This is a genomic window from Mesorhizobium sp. WSM4989 (assembly GCF_029625795.1).
In the GTDB taxonomy this organism is placed as follows: Bacteria; Pseudomonadota; Alphaproteobacteria; order Rhizobiales; family Rhizobiaceae; genus Mesorhizobium.
In genome coordinates this window covers 85,487-107,480 of record NZ_JARTVN010000003.1, presented here as the reverse complement: position 1 = coordinate 107,480, position 21,994 = coordinate 85,487, and the positions used below count along the sequence as shown (strand labels likewise).

Sequence of the window (21,994 nt, the reverse complement as noted above, 5' to 3'; positions counted from 1 at the left end):
AAGGTTGGAAAAGGCTCTAAGACCGCCCCCGAACAAAACGATTGCCGGCGAAACGCGGCGTTTCGCCCGTGGAGACGTTGATAGAGATGAACAAGGTCGATCGCGACATCGCCAACCTGCCCGATACGACGGTGCCGGTGAAGGAGAAATTCGGCTTCGACTCCAAGATGGTGGTTCCGGCCTATTCGGCGGCGACCGAGCACGTGCCCGACATCGACCCAGACTATCTGTTCGACAAGGCAACGACCTTGGCGATCCTCGCCGGCTTCGCCTACAACCGCCGCGTCATGGTGTCTGGCTATCACGGCACCGGCAAGTCCACCCATATCGAGCAGGTCGCCGCGCGCCTGAACTGGCCCTGCGTGCGCGTCAATCTCGACAGCCATGTCAGCCGCATCGATCTCGTCGGCAAGGACGCCATCGTCGTCAAGGAAGGCCTGCAGGTCACGGAATTTCGCGACGGCATCCTGCCCTGGGCCTATCAGCACAACGTCGCGCTCTGCTTCGACGAGTACGATGCCGGACGCCCGGACGTGATGTTCGTCATCCAGCGCGTGCTGGAATCGTCGGGCCGGCTGACGCTGCTCGACCAGAGCCGCGTCATACGCCCGCATCCGGCCTTCCGGCTGTTCGCCACCGCCAACACGGTGGGTCTCGGCGACACCACCGGCCTCTATCACGGCACGCAGCAGATCAACCAAGCGCAGATGGACCGCTGGTCGATCGTCACCACGCTCAACTACCTGCCGCACGACAACGAGGTGTCGATCGTGCTGGCCAAGGCCAAGCACTATCGCGACAGCAAGGGCAAAGAGATCGTCAACAAGATGGTGCGCGTCGCCGACATGACGCGCTCGGCCTTCATCAATGGCGACCTGTCGACGGTGATGAGCCCGCGCACGGTCATCACCTGGGCCGAGAACGCCGAGATCTTCGGCGATATCGGCATGGCATTCCGGCTCACCTTCCTCAACAAATGCGACGAGCTGGAGCGTTCGGTGGTCGCCGAATTCTACCAGCGTGCCTTCGGCGAGGATCTGCCGGAGAGCGCCGCCAACGTGGTGCTGGGGTAAGGCGCGTGCCGGAAGGCTTGGCCTTTCGGACCACAACGCGCAGGGAATGATCGATGTCGGGTCCGGGCGACAACACGCGCAACAAGCCGAAGAACGGGTCTGAAGCGGACAGCTTCAAGCGCGCCGTTACCGTCTGCATGCGCGCCGTCGCCGGCGACAAGGACCTCGAGGTCGGCTTCGCCAAGGACCGGCCGGCGCTGGCCGGCAACCGCGCCAGGCTGCCCGAGCTGCCGAAGAAGGCCTCCCGCACCGACATCGCGATCACCCGCGGCATCGGCGATTCCATGGCGCTGAAGCGCGCCTGCCACGATCAGCGTATCCACAGCAAGCTGGCGCCGGAAGGCAAGCTCGCGCGGGCTATTTTCGATGCCGTCGAGCAGGCCCGCGTCGAGGCGATCGGCAGCCGCGCCATGCAGGGCGTGGCCGACAATATCGGCTCGATGCTCGAGGACAAATACGCCAGGGCAAACCTCGTCGACGTCAAGGACAAGGCCGACGCCCCGCTCGAGGAGGCGGTGGCGCTGATGGTGCGCGAAAAGCTTACCGGCCGCACCGTGCCGAAGAGCGGCGAGCGACTGGTCGATCTGTGGCGGCCCTGGGTCGAGGAAAAGGCCAGCAGCGACCTCGACGGCCTGTCGTCCAGGCTCGATGACCAGCAAGCCTTCGCCCGCATCGTGCGCGATATGCTCGTCTCCATGGAGATGGCCGAGGAACTCGGCGACGACCAGGAGACGGAAGACTCGGAGGACAACGAGGAAAACGAGCAGCAGGGCGAGGAGCAGAGCGAGGAAGGCGGCGAGGACGACTCCGGCTCCGAACAGTCGCAGTCCGAGGACGCGGAGGCTTCCGCCGACGAGGAAGAGTCGGCCGAAACGGAGGCGACCGACGCCACATCGGACGACCTTTCCGACGAGGATGATTCCGACGCCGAGACGCCAGGCGAGGCGCGCCGCAACGACAATCCCTTCCTCAACCTGCCTAAGGAAATCGACTACAAGGTCTTCACCACCGCCTTCGACGAGACGGTCGGGGCCGAGGACCTTTGCGAGGAAGAGGAGCTCGACCGGCTGCGCGCCTTCCTCGACAAGCAGCTCGCCAATCTCTCCGGCGTCGTCGGCCGCCTGGCAAACCGGCTGCAGCGGCGGCTGATGGCGCAGCAGAACCGCTCCTGGGATTTCGATCTGGAGGAGGGTTATCTCGATCCATCCAGGCTGGTGCGCGTCGTTATCGATCCGATGCAGCCGCTGTCCTTCAAGCAGGAGCGCGACACCAAGTTCCGCGACACGGTGGTGTCGCTGGTGCTCGACAATTCGGGCTCGATGCGCGGGCGGCCGATTACGGTTGCCGCGACTTGCGCCGACATCCTGGCGCGCACTCTGGAGCGCTGCGGGGTTTCGGTGGAAATCCTCGGCTTCACCACACGTGCGTGGAAAGGCGGGCAGGCACGCGAGAAGTGGCTGAAGGACGGCAAGCCGCCGAATCCGGGCCGGCTCAACGATCTGCGCCACATCATCTACAAGTCCGCCGACCATCCGTGGCGGCGCGCGCGCCGCAATCTCGGCCTGATGATGCGCGAGGGCCTGCTCAAGGAAAACATCGACGGCGAGGCGCTGCTTTGGGCGCACAACCGGCTGATCGGCCGGCCGGAACAGCGCAAGATCCTGATGATGATCTCGGACGGCGCGCCGGTGGACGATTCCACGCTCTCGGTCAACCCCGGCAACTATCTGGAGCGCCATTTGCGCGCGGTGATCGATCTCATCGAGACGCGCTCGCCGGTGGAGCTTCTAGCCATCGGCATCGGCCACGATGTCACGCGCTACTATCGCCGCGCCGTCACCATCGTCGATGCCGAAGAGCTGGCCGGCGCCATGACGGAGCAATTGGCATCGCTGTTCGGCGAGGAGAGCGCGCGCGACACGCGGCGCGGTGGCTTGAGGCGCGCCGGATGATCCTTTCGCGGGGCGGATTCCGGCGGACGGCTTTTGTTTGCGCGCTGGTCTGTTCGGCCGCCTCTCCGGTCTTCGCCGAGGGAGGCGCTGCGGTCGAGACGATCGAAGTTTCAGCGCGGCCGATCACCGAGTTCCATATCGGCCGCGACCGGAAACAGTTCGGGTCGCTCGAGTTCGTCGGCGGGCTGGAGATGACCTCGCCGTCGCGCGATTTCGGCGCACTTTCGGCTTTCCGCTTCCTCGAATCAGGCAGCGATTTCATCGGCGTCACCGATACCGGCTTGTGGTTCTTCGGCACGATCACCCACGATGCCGACAAGCGCCCCTCGGGCGTGTCGAATTTCCGCATGCAGCAGATGGTCGACGCCTCGGGCCAGCCGATCGAGAAGAAGTGGGAGGTCGACGCCGAAGGCCTCGCGGTCAAGGACGGTATCGCCACCGTCGGTTTCGAGCGCGACCAGCGCGTCGTCCAGTTCAAGGTCGAGCCGGACAATATGAAGGCGCCGTTCAAGACGCTCGATTATCTGGTCCCGGCGCGGGAGCTGCGCCAGAACCGCGGCTTCGAGACGGTCACACACGCCAACCCTTACGGCCAGCACGAGGGCGGCCTGGTCGTGGTGTCGGAAAAGAGCCTCGACAAGGCCGGCAACATCTATGCCGCCATCATCGAGGGACCGAGGAAGGGCGTCTTCACCGTCAAGCGCAACGGCAATTTCGACATCACCGACGGCGCCTTCCTGCCCGATGGCGACCTGCTTCTGCTCGAACGCAGCTTCTCGATGGCGCGCGGGGTGAAGATGCGGCTGAGGCGTATCTATGGCGAGAGCATCGAGAAGGGCGCGGTCGCCGACGGCCCGGTGCTGATCGACGCCGATATGGGTTACCAGATCGACAATATGGAAGGGCTCGACGTCTGGACCCGCGACGACGGCGCGCTGATGGTGTCGCTGGTGTCGGACGACAATCAATCGATCCTGCAGCGGAACCTCTACCTGGAATTCATCCTGCACCAGGATTGAGCGGTGCTTGGTTTCGTTCAATTCGGGACGGAAAACCGCTGCGCATTTGTCCCGAAGTTGCCCGCCCTCAGCGGACTTTATAGATCTCGACCGGCTTGCTCGCCGTCGCCCTGTCCAGTTCCAGCCAATCGGGAACGTCCCGCTTCAGCAGCCTCGCGGCCAGGCCCTTGGGAGCTTGGGCGGCGAGCGAAAGCTCTTCCGAATTGCCGCGGCATATGGCGACCAGCCCGACATGCTCGCGCTCAATGATGGCGCGGGCGGCATCCGGCGTTCCCATGAAGGCGTCGAGCATGGCGAGATTGCCGCTGACATTGCGATGATAGGGGCCGGCCAACGCCCTATGGCCGGTAAACATCAAGATGGGGGAGCCGAGATTGGAGGACGCAAGCACCGTCGTTGCCGGCATGCCGGCCAGGTCGCTGAAGTCCGAGGCCTTGCCGCAGGTCAGCGCATGATCGGCATCGGAATTGATCTTTGCGGGTGCCTTTTGGACCACGGACTGCGCGGCGACGGCGACGCCGGCCCAGGTCGCATTGAGCGACACCAGCCATGCCGCCGCGATGCGGGTGGAGACGCGCCACGGCTGCGCGGCGCTTGCCTGCAGGCGAACCCCGGCGATCCAGGTCGAGAGCGGCAGCACCGCGAAGGCAACCGAGAAGGTCGAGCCGCGCACCTGCCATAGGCTGACGGCGAAAGCGACGATCAGCAGCACGGCGGTAAGGGCTTCCTCGCGGCGCAGGCGGCGGCTGCGCAGCTGAAGGCCAATCAACAGGATTGCGATGAAGGGCGTCACATAACGCGCCGCCATCAGCTTCGGCTCGTTGACGGCTACGCTGAGGAAGGGCTGCGCCTCAACGACGTCGTTCAGCCAATAGGTGCGAATGCGCTCATCCATGCCGGCATAGGGCGATGCCAGGCATTGCGGGAAGAACAGGAGCGCAACGGCCGCAATTGCAACGGCCAACGCGGACATTGAGAGGAACCGCCTCTTAGCCGTCGACTGTCCGGGTAGACCCGCAATCGCCGCGAGTCCAAAGCCCGACAGCGCCGCGATGACGAATTGGAAAGCCGAGAAGGCGTCGCACTCGGCCACGCCCCAGGCCGACGGCGGTATGGTGGCAACGAGAACCACCAAAGCTATCGCGGCAAATCCGATGCCGAAGCCGCGCACGGTCTGGCGCTCGCTTTCATCGAAGATGAAGAGCACGGCGGCGCAGGCGCCAAGTGTGGCCACATAAGGCGCCGTCTCCATGCCGACGGCAAGGGTGAGGCCTGCACACAGGCCGGACAGAAGAGCGGCTGACCGCCGGAAGGGAGCCTCCGTCATAAGCCAGAGACTGGCTGCCGTGAGCAGGAGCTGGACGTTGTGGTGGTCAAGGGTGCCAGGGTGGAAAATGCCGATAAAGAACAGCGCCGCAGTGGACAGCACCAGCGCAGGCATCGCCACGTCCGTACCGGCGAAACGCCGGGAAGCGCGCAGGATGACGAATATGGTGAGCCCATATAGGGAAAGCGGCCAGATGATCTGCGCTGCCTTTTCAGCGGCAGCCGTGCTGGCGCCTAGGGCCTGGAAGGTGAAGATGATCAGCGCGATCGGGGTGTCGACCAGCCGCGACCAGTGCATGACGAAGCCGCCGGTCAGGCCCATCCTGTATTGATGAAGATCGAACCAGCCCTGTCCAGCCAAGAGGTCGCGAACTTCGACCAGCCTCAGCATGCTGTCATTGTCGGCGCCAAGGTCCGCGATCGTTGGGAAGCCGGAGATCGCATTGATCCCCAGCACGAGCAGCGTCGCGCAGAGCGCAAGCAGAAGGTCATGTTTCCAACCGGTGCCCTGGATGGTCATGTTGATGGCAATGTCCTGGATCGTTTTGGCGATCCTGCACCAATGGCCGTAACAAAGCGTAAAGCCGCGAAGGGCCGCTTCAAGGGTCAGGCGATGGCCGGCTGGCTCCAGCGGGCGGCAAGCAGCCGGTAGGGGATCAGCGCCACCACCGCGATGATCAGCTTGACCGAGAGATCGCCCAGCGCCCAGGACACCCAGCGCATGGTTTCGACAGGCAGCACGCCCATCAGCGGTGCCGTCTCCAGCGCGAAGCCGTCGTTCGGCCCGACAAAGGCGAAGGCGGCGGAGAAGCCGACGCCGAAGAACACCACCGTGTCGAAGACAGAGCCGACCAGCGTGCCGACGATCGGCGCGCGCCACCAGCTTTGCCGGCGCAGACGATTGAACACCGTTACGTCGAGCAGTTGTGCGGCGAGGAAGGCGGCGCCGGACGCGGCCGCGATTCGCACCAGCCGGTCAGCGGCGGTCTCGAACGCGATCAGACCGTGGCGGAACAGGAAGGGCGGAACAAGGATCGAGCAGACGACCGCCGTCATGAAGCCGACGAAGACCACTTTGCGCGCCACCGCGGGGCCGTAGCGACGATTGGCAAGATCGGTGACCAGAAATGAGAAAGGATAGGTGAAGGCGCCCCAGGTGAGCAGGTCGGCCAGCGACAGGCCGCCGATCTGGCCCTGCATCGGGAACTGGACAAGGATATTGGACGCCACGACGACAAGCGCCATGGCGGCCACGAAAGGCAGGTATCGTGAAAGGAAGTTCATTTTTTTATCCTGGGTAATGGAACCAGCCGAGCGTCATGACGGCGCTCAGGTCCGAGCACCAGTTTGGAGCCGGTGCTCGAGGCGGTCGTCCCCCGCCTGAAAAGAGAGCTTTAGGCGGCCGACTGCTCGGAGAGCTTTTTCGCGATCTGCTTCTTCAGCAGGCGAGCGCGCTGCGACAGCTCCTTGGCGTCGGCCTTGGCCAGGAACGCGTCGAGGCCGCCGCGATGCTCGACCGAACGCAGCGCGTTGGCCGAAATGCGCAGGCGAACGTTCTGGTTCAGCACTTCGGAAATCAGCGTCACATTGACCAGGTTGGGCAGGAAGCGACGCTTGGTCTTGTTGTTGGCATGGCTCACATTGTGGCCGGTCTGGACTGCCTTGGCAGTGAGCTCGCAGGTGCGGGACATCTTGTCTAACCTTCAGTTCTAAACCTGCCAAACCATTCTGCCCGCGCCAGGCGGCGCGCGGTCTCGGTCAGGCGGCCTTTGGAAAAGTTGGCGTTCCATAGTTGCATTTCGCCACTACGTCAAGCTCCGGCACCTACGCGGCGGCCAAGCTCGCTCCATATAAAGGCCGGAATTCGTCGTATAAGCCCTGCGCGAAGGGATTGCCAGGCTGGAACCGTTGCGTTTCCGCCAGTATCAAGGACCTGCCGCCGCCATGCTTCGCCCATCCCAAGTCCTTGCCGCGCTGCTCGCCGTCGCTGTGCCTACAACCGCCTTCGCTGCTGCCTCGCCGCAGTCCTTCAAGGGCGAATACACCGTGTCGTTCCTGGGCCTTTCGGTCGCCAGGGCGACGTTTTCCAGCCGTTACGACGGCGACACCTATGCCATCAATGGCACCGTCTCGGCCGCCGGCATCGCCAAGCTGTTCGACGATACGAAAGGCACGATCTCGTCGAAGGGTACGATTTCGGGCCAGCAGATGCGGCCGCGGGCCTTCCGGGCCGACTATACTTCCGGCAAGAAGGCATCGGTGGTCGACATACGCTTCGCCGATGGCGACGTCTCCTCGACGAAGGTCGTTCCGGAGCCCGGCAAGCGCGATCCCAAGAATTGGGTGCCGGTCGGCTCCGGCGACCTGAAATCGGTGGTCGATCCGATGGCCGCGACCGTCGTCCATGCCGACAGCCTGGACAAGGTCTGCGGGCGGACCATCAAATTCTACGATGGCGAGATGCGCGCCAACCTGTCGCTGACCTATGCCTCGAAAGGCTCGATCTCGGTGCCGGGCTACAAGGGCGACACCGTGACCTGCAAGATGGGCTTCGAGCCGGTGGCGGGCTATCGCAAGGGCCGCAAGGCGCTGGACTTCCTGAAGAACAAAAGCCGCATGATGGTGACATTTGCACCCGTCGGCCAATCCGGCGTATATGCGCCGATCCGCGCCACGGTCGGGACCCAGATCGGCCCGCTGACCATCAGCGCAAGACGGTTCGAAGCAGCCGAATAGTTAGGCGCCACGGCGCGCCGCCGGGGATGGGGCATGGGGCGCGCAACACTGATCGGTTTCTCGGCGGACGCCCTGTGGGCGCTGTTTGCACTGCTCACCAAAGCCTCGGGGCTGCGCAAGCCGGCGACCGGCGGAGCGCGCGCATGATGCCGTTTCCGGGCGGCATCGACGCCAATCCCAATGCGACGCTTTTGTTCTCGATCGCCGCCGCCGCGATTTACGTCCTTGCGCTCGAGCTGCCGCCACGCCTCGCCCGTTCCGCCGCCAAGACGCTGGCCGTGGCCTTGCTGGCGGCGCTCGCCGTCATGCAGGGCAGTCCGCCGCTGCTCGTCGCAGCGCTGGCGCTCAGCGCCGCCGGCGACGCGTTCCTCTCCCAAGACGGTGAAAAAGCCTTTCTTGCAGGGCTGGCGAGCTTTCTTGCCGCACATGTCGCCTATGTCGCCTTGTTCCTGAACGCCGGTGGCGGAATCGGCCTGCTCACCGCCGAGTCCTGTCGCGGCGCCATTGCGCTGGCGCTGGCGGTTTTCGTTATCACGATGCTCGCCGCGCTTTGGCTGCGCGTCGGAGCTGCCCTGCGCGTTCCGGTCGCCGTCTATGCCGGGGCGATCCTCGCCATGGGTGTTTCGGCGCTCACGACCTTTCATCCCTGGGTCATCGCCGGAGCCGTGCTGTTCATCATATCGGACGGGCTGGTGGCGGCAGAGCGCTTCCTGCTGGCCGCGAGCTCGCCGCATCGCGTCTGGATGCGCTACGCGGTCTGGGTGCTCTATTATGCGGCCCAGTTGGCGATCACGCTTGGTTTCCTGCTGGCCTAGGCTGTTTTCGGCTGCCAGTCCGGCTCGGCCAGCTCGAAGGCGGCGAAATCGAAGCCCGGTGCCACCGTGCAGCCGACCAGCGTCCATCCGCCGAGGCTGCGCGCCGACTGCCAACAGCCGGCCGGGACCACGATCTGCGGCCGCTCGCCGGCGGAAAGTGCCGCGCCCAATAGATGTTCGACGACGGTGCCGGAGCCTTCTTGGTGCGTGGCGAGAGCCAGCGGCGCGCCGGCATAGAAATGCCAGACCTCGGCCGCGTCCTTGACCCGGTGCCAGGCCGAACGCTGGCCTTGCTCCAAAAGGAAATAGATCGCGGTCGAATGGCCGCGCGTGCCACCCTCCGCGTCGCGAAACGTCTCGGCATACCAGCCGCCCTCGGGGTGCGGCTCGAGGCCGAGCGCGGCGATGATTTCGGCGGCGCTGGTCATAAAGGAGCGCTCAGAAGTTATCCTTGCGCTTGCGGATCTCGGCGAACACGTCCGTATCGCTCGCCCTCTCCATGCCGAGATGTCTGCGGATCGCCGGGTCGTGCCAGCGCAGGAACGGATTGGTCGACAGTTCCTCGCCGATCGTCGTCGGCAGGGTCGGCTTATTGTCGGCGCGCAGCTTCTCGATCCTGGCGGCGCGCTCTTTCAATGCTGAATTGCTGGGGTCGACGGTCAGGGCGAAGCGCGCGTTGGCCAATGTGTATTCGTGGCCGCAATAGATGACGGTCTCGGCCGGAAGGGCGGCAAGTTTCTTCAGCGAATCGTGCATAACCGGCGGCTTGCATTCGAAGAGCCGACCGCAGCCCAGCGCAAACAGCGTGTCGGCGGTGAAGGCCACTTTCGAGGCCGGCAAATGGTAAGAGACATGGCCGGCGGTATGGCCGGGCGTCTCGATGACCTCGATCTTTTCCTCGCCGAGGCGCATGACGGAACCCTGGCTGACCGTCTCGTCGATGCCGGGGATCTTCGCCTGTTCCGCTTCCGGTCCGACGATGGTGAGCTTGAAACGCTCCTTCAGGGCCAGGTTGGCCTCGACATGGTCGCCATGATGATGCGTGGTCAGGATCATCGTCGGGGTCCAGCCGGTGCGCTTGATCGCGGCGAGGATCGGCGCTTCTTCCGGGGCATCGATGATCGCCGTCTGCCCGCTTCTGGGGTCATGCACCAGAACGCCGAAATTGTCGGTGCGGCACATGAACTGTTCGATTTCGACCGGCATCACGTCGCTCTCCGTTATGGCCGCAGACATAGGGCGCCCGGCCGCCGATGTCATCCGCCTTTGTTGAACTCGCCGGATATCGCGGCTACCGTCCGGCGCATGCATTCCGATATCGTCGATCTCCGGTCCTTCTATTCGACCACGCTCGGGCGCCTCGCCGAGCGCGCGATCACCATGTCGCTGTCGTCGATATGGGCGCCCGTTCCGAACGAGCGCCTAGTCGGTCTCGGCTACACGCTGCCGTGGCTGGAGCGGTTCGGCGCCGATGCCGAGCGCGTCTTTGCCTTCATGCCGGCGACGCAAGGGGCGGTGGTCTGGCCGGCGACGGGGCCGACGGCGACGGCGCTGGTCTTCGACGAGGAGCTGCCGCTGGTCGATTCCTGCATCGACCGCATGCTGCTCGTCCACTCGCTCGAACATGTCGAAAATCCGCGCGAGACGCTGAACGAGATCTGGCGCGTGCTGTCGCCGGCGGGCAGGGTCGTCATCGTCGTGCCCAACCGGCGCGGCGTCTGGGCGCGTTTCGAGCACACGCCCTTCGGCAACGGCCGGCCGTTCTCGCGCGGCCAGCTCACCGAATTACTACGCGAGGCCAATTTCACGCCGGCCGCATGGTCAGACGCGCTGTTCTTCCCGCCATCGCCGCGGCGCTCCATGATGCAGTTCCACAACGTGCTGGAGCGAGCCGGCCGGCGGCTCTGGCCGATCTTTTCCGGGGTCATCGTCGTCGAGGCGCAGAAGCGGCTCTACCAGGGCGTGCCTGTCGCGCAGCGCGCGTCGCGCCGCGTCTTCGTGCCGGTGTTCTCGCCGCAGGGCGCAACGACGCTCGGACGTCGGGCCGACGACCCGGTGCCGCGGGCGGGCGGATGACGCGTTCGTGATCGGGGCCAAGCCTTGCGTCATACGGCAATCGTCACCCTATCTCAGAGGCGGGTTCGGGGTGCGGCATCGCCGCCAATGACCGTTCCTGGCAGCAGGGATCTCGCATATGGACCACACGCCCAGTATCGAACAGGCCGCGTTCTCAGTCGAGACGAGCCGCCTCTCAGACCAGCTGGCGGCGATCAGGCTGGCGCTGAAGGCATCGCCGGTGCGCAGGCGGCTCCTGTGGGCCTCGATCGGCATTGTCGGCGTCATCGTCGCGACCTCGATCGGGCAAGTGCTGCTCAATCGCTGGAACCAGCCTTTCTATGATGCCCTGGCGCGGCGCGACCTGCCGGGCTTCCTGCATCAGCTGATGGTATTTGCCGCAATTGCCGGCAGCCTCCTGGTGCTCAATGTCGGCCAGACCTGGCTCAACCAGACGATCCGGCTGAAGTTGCGCGAGGCGCTGACGCTCGACCTGATCGATGAATGGATGCGGCCGGCGCGTGCGTTCCGGCTCACCCATGCGGGTGCGATCGGCGTCAATCCCGATCAGCGCATGCAGCAGGACGCGGGGCATCTCTCCGACCTGTCGACCGATCTCGGCGTCGGCCTGCTGCAATCCTTCATCCTGCTTGTATCCTTCATCGGCGTGCTGTGGGAGCTCTCTTCCGGCTTCGTCTTCCATGTCGGCGGCCATTCGCTGGAAATACCGGGCTACATGGTCTGGGCGGCGATCCTTTATGCCGGCATCGCCTCCTGGCTGAGCTGGCTGGTAGGCCGGCCGCTGATCCGCTTCAACAGCGATCGCTACACGCGCGAGGCCGTGCTGCGCTCCTCCGTGGTCCGCGTCAACGAGAATGTCGACGCCATCGCGCTCGCCCATGGCGAGGCGGACGCCAGGCGGCAGCTCGAGCTCGACCTCGGCGGCGTGCTCGACGCCATGCGGCGCATCTACAGCGCCCAGATCAACCTGTCCTGGGTTACCGACGCCTATGGCTGGATCACCGTGGTGGCGCCGATTCTGGTCGCCGCACCGGTCTATTTCGCGGGCGACATCAGCTTCGGCGGTTTGATGATGGCCGTCGGCGCCTTCAACCAGGTGAATTCCTCGCTGCGCTGGTTCATCAACAACATCGGCGCCATCGCCGATTGGCGGGCAACGCTGATGCGCGTTGCCGACTTTCGCATCGCGCTCGGCGAAACGGACATCCTGCATGCCAAGGAAAAGCGCATCGCGTTCGGCGAAAACGCAAATGGCACACTGACATTCGACAAGCTCGAAGTCGCCTCGCCCGACGGCTGCACCAGGCTTGCGGAGACGGAGGTCGAGATAAAGGCCGGCGAGCGCGTCATGATCACCGGCGATCCGCGCGCCGGCAAGACGCTGTTCTTCCGCGCGATCGCCGGCCTCTGGCCATGGGGCGGCGGCCGCATTGGCATGCCGGCCGGAGAGACACCGTTCTTCGTGCCGCGCACCCCCTATTTCCCGCTCGGCACGCTGCGCGACGTGCTCAACCATGCCGAAGGCACCAAGATCGACGACGACGAGATTTCCGCCGTGCTCGGTGAAGTCGGCCTCGAGCGCCTCTCGTTCCAGCTCGACCGCTCGGCGCGCTGGGAGCATGAGCTGGCCGACGATGAGCAGCGGCTACTCGCCTTCGCCCGGCTGGCGCTGAGGAAGCCGAAATGGGTGATCATCGACGAAGCGCTGGATACGTTCGACGGCGCCACGCTTCGGCGCGTGCTGGCGATGCTGCAGGCCAGACTGCCGCACGCCGCTATCCTCAATATCGGGCGCGGTCTGCACAACAACCAGTTCTTCCCGCGCGCGCTCACCATCGTCAAGGACAGCAGCGGATCGGCGCTGAAGCCGGCCCGTCTCCGCGCCGGGGCGATCGAACCCCCGCCTGTTGCCGCGCGCGCCAAGAAATAGCTTTATTTCGCCGCGATCGCCGGGAAGAATCCCGGCGTGGTGGAGCCTGCCATGCTCAAGCTGTTCAGCCTGCTTGCATGCCTTGCCTGCGCCGAGGCAGCGCCAATGCCTGCCATCGGAGGCACTGCCGTCGATGTGGAACTCGTGCTGGCCGTCGACATCTCGCAATCGATGGACGAAGAAGAGTTCGCCCTGCAGCGCGCCGGCTATGTCGAGGCGCTGCGCCATCCCGACTTCATCAGCGCCGCGCGCTCGGGCCCGAGGGGCCGCATCGCGCTCGCCTATTTCGAATGGGCGGGCGTCGTGCGCGACGACGGCGTGATCGGCTGGCAAGTGATCGACGGCGCGGACAGCGCCAACGCCTTCGCCGACACCATCGCGGGTCGTCCGTTCCGGAGCTTTCGCGGCACGTCGATTTCAGGCGCTCTCGGATTCGGCGCCGGACTTCTGGAGAAAAACAGCTACTCGGCGCCGCGCCGGGTCATCGACATATCGGGGGACGGGCCCAACAATGCCGGGCTGCCCGTCGCGATGATCCGTGATGCGGCTTTGGCCAAAGGCATCGTGGTCAACGGCCTGCCGATCCTGATCAGTCCGTCGCCGAGCGTCATTCGTCTCGACCGCTACTATGCCGATTGCGTCACCGGCGGCCCCGGTTCGTTCGTGTTGCCGATCTATGCGGCGTCGGAATTCTCGACGGCTATCCGCCGCAAGCTGATCCAGGAGGTGAGCGGGATCGGCGACGCCGGAAGCATCCGCGTCGACGCGGAGGCGCCGACCGACTGCCTGCTTGGCGAACGGCTGCGGCAGCGGTTTTCCGATCCGTATTTTCCGGAGCTGGATCGGTGAGGTCCCAATTTGCACTGTTTCGGCCAGAGCGCCGCGCTGTGCCTCAGGCCGCTCTGGCGCCGTATCTGGCGCGGAACTCGTCATAGCAATCGCGGCGCCAGCGCCGGCCGACGACATAGCCGCGCAGCAGTTCGGTCGGCGAGTAGCCGAGCGCCTTTGACGACCGATTGGCGAGATAGCCCGAAAAGGCCTGTGGCAGCCTCCCCTTCAATATGTCGGCGATGATCTGCCGCGCGATCATATAGGGCGGCACGTCGGGATAGCGGTCGGCAATATAAGGATGTTTGCCGATCAGGTTGGCGTAGGCCTCGACATAGCCGTCGCGCCGGCCGGAGATCGAATTTTCCGAATTGTATTTCTTCCAGTCGATATCATCCGACAGCAAGGCGCCGCTGCGGTTGGCAAAACGCAGCAGCAATTCGCGGTCCTGCATGCGCGTGATATCGCTGTCAAAGCCGCCGATCGCAAGCAGCGATTCGTGCCGGGCGGTGATCGCCGAGCCAGCGATGAAGATCGTCTGCGAGACCAGGGCGCGCTGCAGCCTGCTCTTGTCGAGCAAGGCCTGACGATTGATGCATTTGGTGCTGCGGCCGCCCTTGACCGAGATGAAGGAACTGATCAGCACTTCGAGCGAGGGGTTCCTGTCGAAGTGCGACAGCGTCCGGTCCAGGCGGTCCGGCAGATACACATCGTCCGAATCAAGGAAGGTCACGACCGGCGCCCGCGCGCGCTCGATGCCCGCGTTGCGCGCGGCATTGGCGCCGCGCCATTTCGCGCCGACATAGATCAGTCTGGGATCGCGAATCTCGGCCAGCGCCAAGGCCGTTCCGTCGGTCGAACCGTCGTCGACAACAATGTGCTCGAAGCGGGTAAGTGTCTGGGCAAGAACACTTTCCACCGCGCGCACGACCTGGCTTCGCCGGTTGTGCGTCGGCGTGATCACGGTGATCAGCGGAGCTGGGTCGGAGGCAGTCGGCATCTAACTTTCGTTATGGGCAGATAAACGATGACCGTAAGATACTCGCACAACCTGCCTCCATGTCCGCCCCCGGATGGATTCGGCAAACGCTACAGAAAAGAGCCGCCTATGTCACCTGAGGTGTCGCATCGGGGTCAAGTTCAGAGCGTGTTTCCTCAAAGTTATGCGGTTTGAAAGCAACACTTCGCGGCGGTTTATCCTTCAACTATGCCCGACATAGTCAGGCACGGTTTCGATTTCGTCGCTTACGAGACCGGCAGCGAGGCTGAAATGACCAAGAAATGCCAGGGTATAAAAAGCCAGGCCTACCACCAGTGAAAACGGGATCTGCCAAAGAGGCATACCCGTTTGCGGCGCGTGGCTGAGCACGCGTCGCGTCGTGCGCCACGACATGGTCCACCAGCGACTGAACGACTTGACGATCCGCTGGCTGCGACTGGGGGCATGAAGCGCGACGAACTTGCGGTCGGCGTCCCTGCCGGTCACCAACGCGCGCCAATAGAAGAACCGCCAGCCACGCGGAGAGTAGTGGTAAACGCGCGCATCGACGTTGACGATCTTGTGGCCCTCGCGCCGAAGCTGGTGCATCAGCAGCGTGCAGGACACCTTGAAGCCGTTATGTGCCGGGAAAGGGTGGTTGACGATCCAATGGCGCCGGAAGGCGACATTGTTGGCATTGATCGCCCGCTTCGAGGCGAATCTTTCATCTCCGCGGGCCATCGGGAAGAACCAGATCAAGGCGAAGGTTCTCGAGAAGAAGTCGTCATAGGACAGATAGGTATGGCCGTTCACGCAGACGGTTTGCGGCTGTTGAAACGGCTGCAGCAGATTTGAAAGCCAACCTGGCTGAGGGACCGTGTCCGAATCCAGGAAAACAACGATGTCTCCTTCGGTCAAAAGCACGCCGTTGTTCTTGAGTTCGTAATACCGACCGTCGGGGCAAGCTGTGATTGTCAGGTCGGCAACCTGCATCAATTCAGGCGCTTCAGCTTCAATGCTCGCTTGCAGCAAGCTGCCGTCCGAATCGGGCCCGCCATGCGACACGACAACTTTTGGCCTTGCAAAACCCGTAGCGGAAACAGCCGCGATTTCGCGCGCCAGTGACTTCAGCCCCAGGCCGATCTCGTTCCAGTCGATGGATTTGGCGTTCTCCATCTCCATGACGATCGAATAGATCGGGTGTTCAGCCATAGATAAACACCAGTTTTGCCGGTACAGTCGCTATAGCCCTGCGGGGTATGCCGTCAAACGATTCTCGGTGCCATTCTATTTGCAAGTTTGCGCTTCAATCGCATGATTCTTTCTAGATCTTCAGGAACCCGCGCTTTTTTCTGTGCGGGAAGCTCGACGGGTCGGCATATTCAGACAGGAAACGTTTTCTCCATTCGTCATTGGTCGCGTCGCGCTGGATTTCGAGACCTGATCCGAGATTCGTTCCCCAGACAGGCTCGACCCCGGCCAACTGGGCAATTTTCTCGAGGCTTCCTCTCGGGTTTTGCTGGACCTGCTCGTAAGTTAGCGCAAGAAAGGACAGCCCGTTTTTCGCGAACCACCCGTCCCAGGCCAGATTTTCCATCAGAATCTTTTCGAGCGATTCGGCGATAGCCTCGCCGTCATAGCGTGGGGATGCGCGATTGACCTCGCTAGAGCGGAATCTGCGGGTTTGGCGCGCACGCGCCCATGAGATCGCCTGACCCAGCAAATCGCTGCGCGTCAGGCGCACATAGTGAAGGTTGGGAAGACTGGCGGGGAGGTTCACCTTCTTGGCAACTTGAGCGAATTGACTCGCAAAAAGCTTGATCGCGTAGATTCCGGAAGAGGACCGTCCTTCCGTCAGCGCCCTCAGAAGCTGCCCTCTGGCATCGCGCGGATAGCCTGGCTGTTCGAGCAGCCGGCGCCCGCCAAACCACTCCAGTGGATTGCCCAGCCCGGCGGAAGCCATCAGTCCTGCAAGATGATTGCTGCCGGTACGCGGCGAAGTGCACACAAGAATCCCTGTGCTTATCTCCGACAGAATTTCCGACGGGATTTGAACCACGGCCGGCCGGCGTCGAAAGAGATCGAGCGAGATCATCGTTTCAGCAAGAACACCGCCTGCTGGCCGAAGAAGTTCCAGAACCACCAGGGCATCGACAGGCCGATCTTCTGGCCGTTGGCGTCGAGCGCGGTCGCCTTCTCGACCGTCGCGCCGAGCTCTTCGCACAGATTGACGAAGTCGCGAATGGTGCAGAAGTGGATGTTCGGCGTGTCGTACCAGGAATAGGGCAGGTCCTTGGTGACCGGCATCCTGCCCTTGATCAGCAGCGAGAAGCGCACGCGCCAATGGCCGAAATTGGGGAAGGAGACGATCGCGCGGTTGCCGATCCGAAGCAGCTCGTCGAGCACAAGTTTCGGGTTGCGGGTCGCCTGCAGCGTTTGCGACAGGACGACGAAATCAAAACCTTTGTCGGGGTAGAATTCGAGGTCCTTGTCGGCATCGCCCTGGACGACGGAAAGGCCGCGCGCCACGCATTCGTTGACGCCGCGCTGTGACAGCTCCAGGCCGCGGCCATCAACCTGCTTGGTCGCCTGCAGAACCTCCAGAAGCACGCCATCGCCGGAGCCGACATCGAGCACGCGCGAATGCGGCGGGATGAGATCGGTGACGACTTCGAGGTCGACGCGCTGAGCGCGATTAACGCTCATGGGCACACCTCCGGCCTTTGAGCATTTGCAGCCAATGGGAATCTCGGCGTCTCAGAAGTGCGGCCAGGACACAGAGATCGCGCGCCACTCATAGGCTGAGCCCCCTTGCGCGCGCGGCCGAGGCTATGAAGCCGTTGATGGCCGCGAACAATTCCGGTTCGTCGAGCAGGAAAGCGTCATGGCCGCGATCGGTCTCGATCTCGACGAAGGAGACGGACGCGCCGGCGGCGTTCAGCGCATGCACGATCGAGCGGCTTTCCTCGGTCGGGAACAGCCAGTCGCTTGTGAACGACACGAGGCAGAAGCGTGTCTTGGTGCCGGCGAAGGCATCCGCCAGCCGTCCGCCGTGGTCGGCGGCGAGGTCGAAATAGTCCATAGCGCGGGTCAGATAGAGGTAGGAGTTGGCGTCGAAGCGGTCGACGAAGGTCATGCCTTGATGGCGCAGATAGCTTTCGATCTGGAAATCGGCGTCGAAGCCGAAGGTCAGCGCCTCGCGATCCTGCAGGTTGCGGCCGAACTTGCGGTGCAGCGCTGCTTCCGAGAGGTAAGTGATGTGCGCGGCCATGCGCGCCACGGCGAGGCCCTTTTCCGGCCGCCTGCCGAAATCGAGATATTTGCCGCCGTGCCAGTCCGGATCGGCCATGACGGCCTGCCGCCCGACCTCGTGGAAGGCGATGTTCTGCGAGGAATGCCGGGCGCCGGTGGCGATTGGCAACGCGGAGAAGACGCGTTCCGGGTAGCTTGCGGCCCATTGCAGCACCTGCATGCCGCCCATCGAGCCGCCGAGCACGCAGAACAGCTTCTCGATGCCGAAATGATCGACCAGCATCAGCTGCGCCCGCACCATGTCGCGGATGGTGATGATCGGCAGGTCGAGCCCATAGGGCCTGCCTGTCGCCGGATCGGTCGAGGCCGGGCCGGTGGAGCCGAGGCAGCCGCCGATGACGTTGGCGCAAATGACAAAAAAGCGGCTGGTGTCGATGATCCTGCCGGGGCCGATCAGCACCTCCCACCAGCCCGGCTTGCCGGTCACCGGGTTGGTGCTGGCGACATGCTGGTCGCCGGTCAGCGCGTGGCAGACGAGGATGGCGTTGGAGCGGGCGTCGTTGAGGGCGCCGTAGGTCTGGTAAGCGACCTGGAACGGCGACAGCACGGTGCCCGCATCGAGTTTTAGCGGCTTGTCGGGACCGAACTGCAACACCGGGCTCGACGGTTGGTCGGCCTCGTGGTTGGTCCTTGGAGCGCGCTGAGCGGCCATTGCATTCCCCATCCAGTCGCATCGATCTCGCGATACGGCGTCCGGCCGGCAACGGACAACAAAAAACCGGCCTGCCTTCGCAAAGCCGGTTACAGGTTGCAAGCGGCCCTTTAGCGAATTGTTTAACGTGGCTGCAAGCCGACCGGCCAAATCACCACGGGAGATCCGGCTGTTCTTCTAGGGCCAGCGCCGCGCTTCGTCAACGGTCTGCCTACGCTCGAGCGCGCCGGCCCTCGACATTCGGGGCCACGGCCTGTATTTCCGCTGCGGCCTCGAACCAGGGCCTCTCGACGGATTTGTGACATGAAGCAGGATCAGCCACGTCCGACGCCCCGCGCGGGCATCATGGACATCGAGGCCTATGTGCCGGGAAAAAGTACCGCGCCGGCCGGCGTGACGAAGGTCTACAAGCTGTCGTCCAATGAGAATCCGCTCGGGCCCTCGCCGAAGGCGATCGAGGCCGCCCGGGAGGTGGCTGCCAAATTGGACGTTTATCCCGACGGCTCCGCCCGCCGGCTGCGCGAGGCGATCGCCGATGTGCACGGCCTCAATCCGGCAAACATCGTCTGCTCCAATGGCTCCGACGAGATCCTGGGGCTGCTGGCGCAGACCTATCTCGCGCCGGGAGACGAGGCCGTGTTCACCGAACACGCCTTCATGGTTTACAAGATCTATATCCAAGCCGCCGGCGCCAAGCCGGTGGCGGTCAAGGAGACGGACGAGCGCGCCGACATCGACGCAATCCTCGCCGCGGTGACGCCGGCGACGCGGATCGTGTTCCTCGCCAACCCCAACAATCCGACCGGCACTTATGTGCCGTTCCAGGAGGTGCGCCGGCTGCATGCCGGACTGCCCAAGAGCGTGCTCCTGGTGCTCGACGCGGCCTATGCCGAATATGTGCGGCGCAACGACTATGAAGCCGGCATCGAGCTGGCCGGGAGCTCGGAGAACGTGGTCATGACCCGCACCTTCTCCAAGCTCGGCCTCGGCGGCGCACGCATCGGCTGGATGTACGGACCGGCGCATATCGTCGATGCCATCAACCGGGTGCGCGGGCCCTTCAACGTCAATGCAACCGCGATCGAGGCTGGCATCGCGGCCATCCGCGACCGCGCCCATGTCGAGCGCAGCGTGGCGCATAACGAGAAGTGGCTTGCCTGGGTCAGCGAGGAGTTGACCGGGCTCGGGCTGCGCGTGACGCCCAGCGTCGGCAATTTCCTGCTGATCCACTTCCCCGACAACAAAAAGCATTCGGCAGCGGCCGCGGACGACTATCTCAGCGCGCGCGGCTACATCCTGCGGCGCGTCACCGGCTACGGCTTTCCCAACGCGCTGCGCATGAGCATCGGCATCGAGGAGGCCAATCGCGGCGTCGTCGAGGCGCTCAAGACATTTCTGAAAAGCTGAAGCACCATGACAGCACCGATGTTCGGAAGAATAGCGCTGGTCGGCATCGGCCTGATCGGTTCGTCGCTGGCCCGCGTCATCCGCCGGGAAGGCCTGGCGCGCCACATCGCTGTCGCGACGCGCAGCCAATCGACGCTCAAGCGCGCCGAGGAACTGGGTCTCGGCGATTCCTACACGACCGAGGCCGAAGACGCGGTGCGCGACGCGGATCTCGTCATCGTCTCGGTTCCGGTCGGCTCGTCCGGCGAGGTCGCGGCCGAGATCGCGCCGGCGCTGAAGAAAGGCGCGATCCTCACCGATGTCGGCTCAACCAAAGCTTCGGTGATCGCGCAAATGCAGCCGCATGTGCCCGTCGGTGTGCATTTCATCCCCGGGCACCCGCTGGCGGGCACGGAAAAGTCCGGGCCGGATGCCGGCTTCGCCGATCTCTTCGACAACCGCTGGTGCATCTTCACGCCGCTGCCGGGCACGGATCCGGAGGCGCTGGAAAAGCTCTCCGAATTCTGGCGGCGCTGCGGCTCCAACATCGACACGATGGACCCGCAGCATCACGACATGACCTTGGCCATCGTCTCGCATCTGCCGCATATCATCGCCTACAACATCGTCGGCACCGCCGACGACCTGGAATCGGTGACCAAGACGGAAGTCATCAAATACTCCGCTTCCGGTTTTCGCGACTTTACCCGACTGGCCGCTTCCGACCCGACCATGTGGCGGGACGTGTGCCTGCACAACAAGGACGCGATCCTGGAAATGCTGGCGCGCTTCTCGGAGGATCTGGCCTCGTTGCAGCGAGCGATCCGCTGGGGCGACGGCGAAAAGCTGTTCGACCTGTTCACCCGCACGCGCGCCATCCGCCGCTCGATCATTGAGGCCGGCCAGGATATCGATGTGCCGGATTTCGGCCGTCAGGCCGTGGAGCACCCGGGGGCCAAGCCCTAGGCCTTCTGCTCGATCTGTCCCGATGGGGGCCAGTGCGCCGCCATCATGGCCATTGTCTCGGCTCTGTCCGGAGCGCCGAGCCGGCCGCCGAAGCGCAGGCATTTAAGCGCGGCGGCGGCGCTGGCAAAGCGCAGCGCCTGCTCGGACGGCATGGCTTCGGCAAGGCCGACGGCGAAGGCGCCGTGGAAGACGTCGCCGGCGGCGAGCGTGTCGACCGCCTTGACCTTCGGCGCCTCGACATGCCGGACGCGACCGGTTCCCCGATCATGCCACCAGGTTCCGGCAGCGCCGCCCGTCACCGCGACGAAGGCGTCGGTGCGCGAGGCGAGATCGGCGCATGCGCTTTCCGGATCGAGCGCATGGCCGCAGACGATCCGCGCCGCCGGCTCCGAGGCGACGATGTGCGAGGCCAACGGCAAAAGCCGCTCGAGCACGTCGATCGGCGCGGTGTCGGCGTCGAGGATCGCCGGACGGCCGGCGTCCCGCGCGGCCGCCAAGGCAAGTGCCGCGGCGCCCGGCCAGCGGACGTCCACCAGCACGGCGTCGAGGGCGGAAAGTTCGGCAAGCGGCAGCGTGTCGGGATCGGCTTGCGCCCTGCTGTCATAGAAGGGCACGATGATGCGCTCGCCATGGGCATCCACCAGGATCGCGGCCAGCGCGGAGCGCGCGCCGGCGACGCGGCGGACCAGGCTGCAATCGACGCCTTCCGCCTCGATCTCGGCAATCAGCCGGTCGCCGACCGCATCGTCTCCCGCGCTCGCCCAAAGCGACACATCGGCGCCGAGGCGATGCGCGGCGCAGGCCGCACTCGTCGCCATGCCGGAGGCGATCTGGACACCGTCGCTGGCGATGAACTTGCCCTGATGCGCGGGCAGCGTCTCGACACGCAGGATCGTGTCGAGGGTGAACGCGCCGACGCTGAGCAGTTTGATCGGTCCGGCCAT

At 64.3% G+C, this 21,994-nt stretch carries 21 protein-coding genes and 1 riboswitch; of the genes, 10 read left to right on the top strand and 11 right to left on the bottom strand.

The window, feature by feature from the left end; translation table 11 throughout:
* Nucleotides 1–86 precede the first annotated feature (86 nt).
* Genes cobS through P9217_RS25300 form a run of 3 tightly spaced genes read left to right on the top strand, consistent with a single transcriptional unit; the run spans nucleotide 87 to nucleotide 4,044 of the window.
* Entirely contained in the window at nucleotides 87–1,073 is a 987-nt protein-coding gene (gene cobS, locus P9217_RS25310) for a cobaltochelatase subunit CobS (RefSeq protein ID WP_066990333.1), read from the top strand.
* Between the two features lie 53 nt (nucleotides 1,074–1,126).
* Nucleotides 1,127–3,025 carry a cobaltochelatase subunit CobT gene (gene cobT, locus P9217_RS25305; RefSeq protein ID WP_278087987.1) on the top strand — a complete coding sequence of 633 codons (1,899 nt, stop codon included), beginning with the start codon at nucleotides 1,127–1,129 and terminating at the stop codon, nucleotides 3,023–3,025.
* On the top strand, nucleotides 3,022–4,044 hold the full coding sequence (locus P9217_RS25300; RefSeq protein ID WP_278087988.1) for an esterase-like activity of phytase family protein: 1,023 nt from the start codon (nucleotides 3,022–3,024) through the stop codon (nucleotides 4,042–4,044). Before cobT ends, P9217_RS25300 begins: the two co-directional genes overlap by 4 nt.
* A gap of 67 nt (nucleotides 4,045–4,111) precedes the next feature.
* Here P9217_RS25300 and P9217_RS25295 read toward each other — a convergent pair whose 3' ends face one another.
* The 3 genes from P9217_RS25295 to rpmB all read right to left on the bottom strand — a co-directional run bounded on the left by P9217_RS25295 (nucleotide 4,112) and on the right by rpmB (nucleotide 7,061).
* A complete protein-coding gene (locus P9217_RS25295; RefSeq protein WP_278087989.1) occupies nucleotides 4,112–5,890 on the bottom strand; it encodes a GtrA family protein in 1,779 nt (592 codons plus the stop codon).
* Between the two features lie 86 nt (nucleotides 5,891–5,976).
* Nucleotides 5,977–6,654: a queuosine precursor transporter gene (locus tag P9217_RS25290; protein ID WP_095779332.1), complete on the bottom strand. Its 678-nt coding sequence runs from the start codon at nucleotides 6,652–6,654 to the stop codon at nucleotides 5,977–5,979.
* A 110-nt stretch (nucleotides 6,655–6,764) separates the two neighbouring features.
* A complete protein-coding gene (gene rpmB / locus P9217_RS25285; protein WP_127324083.1) occupies nucleotides 6,765–7,061 on the bottom strand; it encodes a 50S ribosomal protein L28 in 297 nt (98 codons plus the stop codon).
* A gap of 253 nt (nucleotides 7,062–7,314) precedes the next feature.
* Between rpmB and P9217_RS25280 the strand changes: the two genes are divergently transcribed.
* A complete protein-coding gene (locus P9217_RS25280; RefSeq protein WP_278087990.1) occupies nucleotides 7,315–8,106 on the top strand; it encodes a DUF3108 domain-containing protein in 792 nt (263 codons plus the stop codon).
* Between the two features lie 143 nt (nucleotides 8,107–8,249).
* Nucleotides 8,250–8,921 (top strand): lysoplasmalogenase, encoded by a 672-nt coding sequence (locus P9217_RS25275; RefSeq protein WP_278087991.1) that lies wholly within the window; start codon nucleotides 8,250–8,252, stop codon nucleotides 8,919–8,921.
* Here P9217_RS25275 and P9217_RS25270 read toward each other — a convergent pair.
* On the bottom strand, nucleotides 8,918–9,349 hold the full coding sequence (locus P9217_RS25270) for a cupin domain-containing protein (RefSeq protein ID WP_127247129.1): 432 nt from the start codon (nucleotides 9,347–9,349) through the stop codon (nucleotides 8,918–8,920). The genes P9217_RS25275 and P9217_RS25270 overlap by 4 nt on opposite strands.
* Before the next feature lie 10 nt (nucleotides 9,350–9,359).
* The gene (gloB, locus tag P9217_RS25265; protein ID WP_127247259.1) at nucleotides 9,360–10,127 is read right to left on the bottom strand and encodes a hydroxyacylglutathione hydrolase; all 768 of its coding nucleotides are present in this window, start codon (nucleotides 10,125–10,127) and stop codon (nucleotides 9,360–9,362) included.
* Nucleotides 10,128–10,226: 99 nt separating this feature from the next.
* On the opposite strand from gloB, the gene P9217_RS25260 reads away from it, so the two are divergent.
* The 3 genes from P9217_RS25260 (at nucleotide 10,227) to P9217_RS25250 (ending at nucleotide 13,776) form a co-directional block, all read left to right on the top strand.
* Nucleotides 10,227–10,997, top strand: a complete 771-nt coding sequence (locus P9217_RS25260; protein ID WP_095824183.1) for a methyltransferase domain-containing protein — start codon at nucleotides 10,227–10,229, stop codon at nucleotides 10,995–10,997.
* Between the two features lie 118 nt (nucleotides 10,998–11,115).
* On the top strand, nucleotides 11,116–12,927 hold the full coding sequence (locus P9217_RS25255) for an ABC transporter ATP-binding protein/permease (RefSeq protein ID WP_095823993.1): 1,812 nt from the start codon (nucleotides 11,116–11,118) through the stop codon (nucleotides 12,925–12,927).
* 51 nt (nucleotides 12,928–12,978) lie between these two features.
* Nucleotides 12,979–13,776 (top strand): DUF1194 domain-containing protein, encoded by a 798-nt coding sequence (locus P9217_RS25250; RefSeq protein ID WP_127247127.1) that lies wholly within the window; start codon nucleotides 12,979–12,981, stop codon nucleotides 13,774–13,776.
* A 43-nt stretch (nucleotides 13,777–13,819) separates the two neighbouring features.
* Here the strand turns inward: P9217_RS25250 and P9217_RS25245 are convergent, their stop codons facing one another.
* The 5 genes from P9217_RS25245 to P9217_RS25225 all read right to left on the bottom strand — a co-directional run bounded on the left by P9217_RS25245 (nucleotide 13,820) and on the right by P9217_RS25225 (nucleotide 18,698).
* The gene (locus P9217_RS25245; protein WP_095779337.1) at nucleotides 13,820–14,755 is read right to left on the bottom strand and encodes a glycosyltransferase family A protein; all 936 of its coding nucleotides are present in this window, start codon (nucleotides 14,753–14,755) and stop codon (nucleotides 13,820–13,822) included.
* 201 nt (nucleotides 14,756–14,956) lie between these two features.
* The gene (locus P9217_RS25240) at nucleotides 14,957–15,946 is read right to left on the bottom strand and encodes a glycosyltransferase (RefSeq protein WP_278055959.1); all 990 of its coding nucleotides are present in this window, start codon (nucleotides 15,944–15,946) and stop codon (nucleotides 14,957–14,959) included.
* 112 nt (nucleotides 15,947–16,058) lie between these two features.
* Nucleotides 16,059–16,877, bottom strand: a complete 819-nt coding sequence (locus P9217_RS25235) for a Stf0 family sulfotransferase (RefSeq protein ID WP_127247125.1) — start codon at nucleotides 16,875–16,877, stop codon at nucleotides 16,059–16,061.
* Nucleotides 16,826–17,440 (bottom strand): methionine biosynthesis protein MetW, encoded by a 615-nt coding sequence (gene metW / locus P9217_RS25230; RefSeq protein ID WP_066990286.1) that lies wholly within the window; start codon nucleotides 17,438–17,440, stop codon nucleotides 16,826–16,828. The genes P9217_RS25235 and metW overlap by 52 nt, the downstream gene beginning before the upstream one ends.
* Before the next feature lie 88 nt (nucleotides 17,441–17,528).
* Nucleotides 17,529–18,698, bottom strand: coding sequence for a homoserine O-acetyltransferase (locus P9217_RS25225; RefSeq protein WP_095782441.1), 1,170 nt, complete (start codon nucleotides 18,696–18,698; stop codon nucleotides 17,529–17,531).
* A gap of 90 nt (nucleotides 18,699–18,788) precedes the next feature.
* Nucleotides 18,789–18,866: riboswitch (SAM riboswitch) on the bottom strand.
* A gap of 135 nt (nucleotides 18,867–19,001) precedes the next feature.
* On the opposite strand from P9217_RS25225, the gene hisC reads away from it, so the two are divergent.
* Nucleotides 19,002–20,105 (top strand): histidinol-phosphate transaminase, encoded by a 1,104-nt coding sequence (gene hisC, locus P9217_RS25220; RefSeq protein WP_095799890.1) that lies wholly within the window; start codon nucleotides 19,002–19,004, stop codon nucleotides 20,103–20,105.
* 6 nt (nucleotides 20,106–20,111) lie between these two features.
* Nucleotides 20,112–21,050, top strand: a complete 939-nt coding sequence (locus P9217_RS25215; RefSeq protein ID WP_176477584.1) for a prephenate/arogenate dehydrogenase family protein — start codon at nucleotides 20,112–20,114, stop codon at nucleotides 21,048–21,050.
* Here the strand turns inward: P9217_RS25215 and P9217_RS25210 are convergent.
* Entirely contained in the window at nucleotides 21,047–21,994 is a 948-nt protein-coding gene (locus P9217_RS25210; protein ID WP_278087992.1) for a sugar kinase, read from the bottom strand. The two genes, P9217_RS25215 and P9217_RS25210, sit on opposite strands and share 4 nt — an antisense overlap.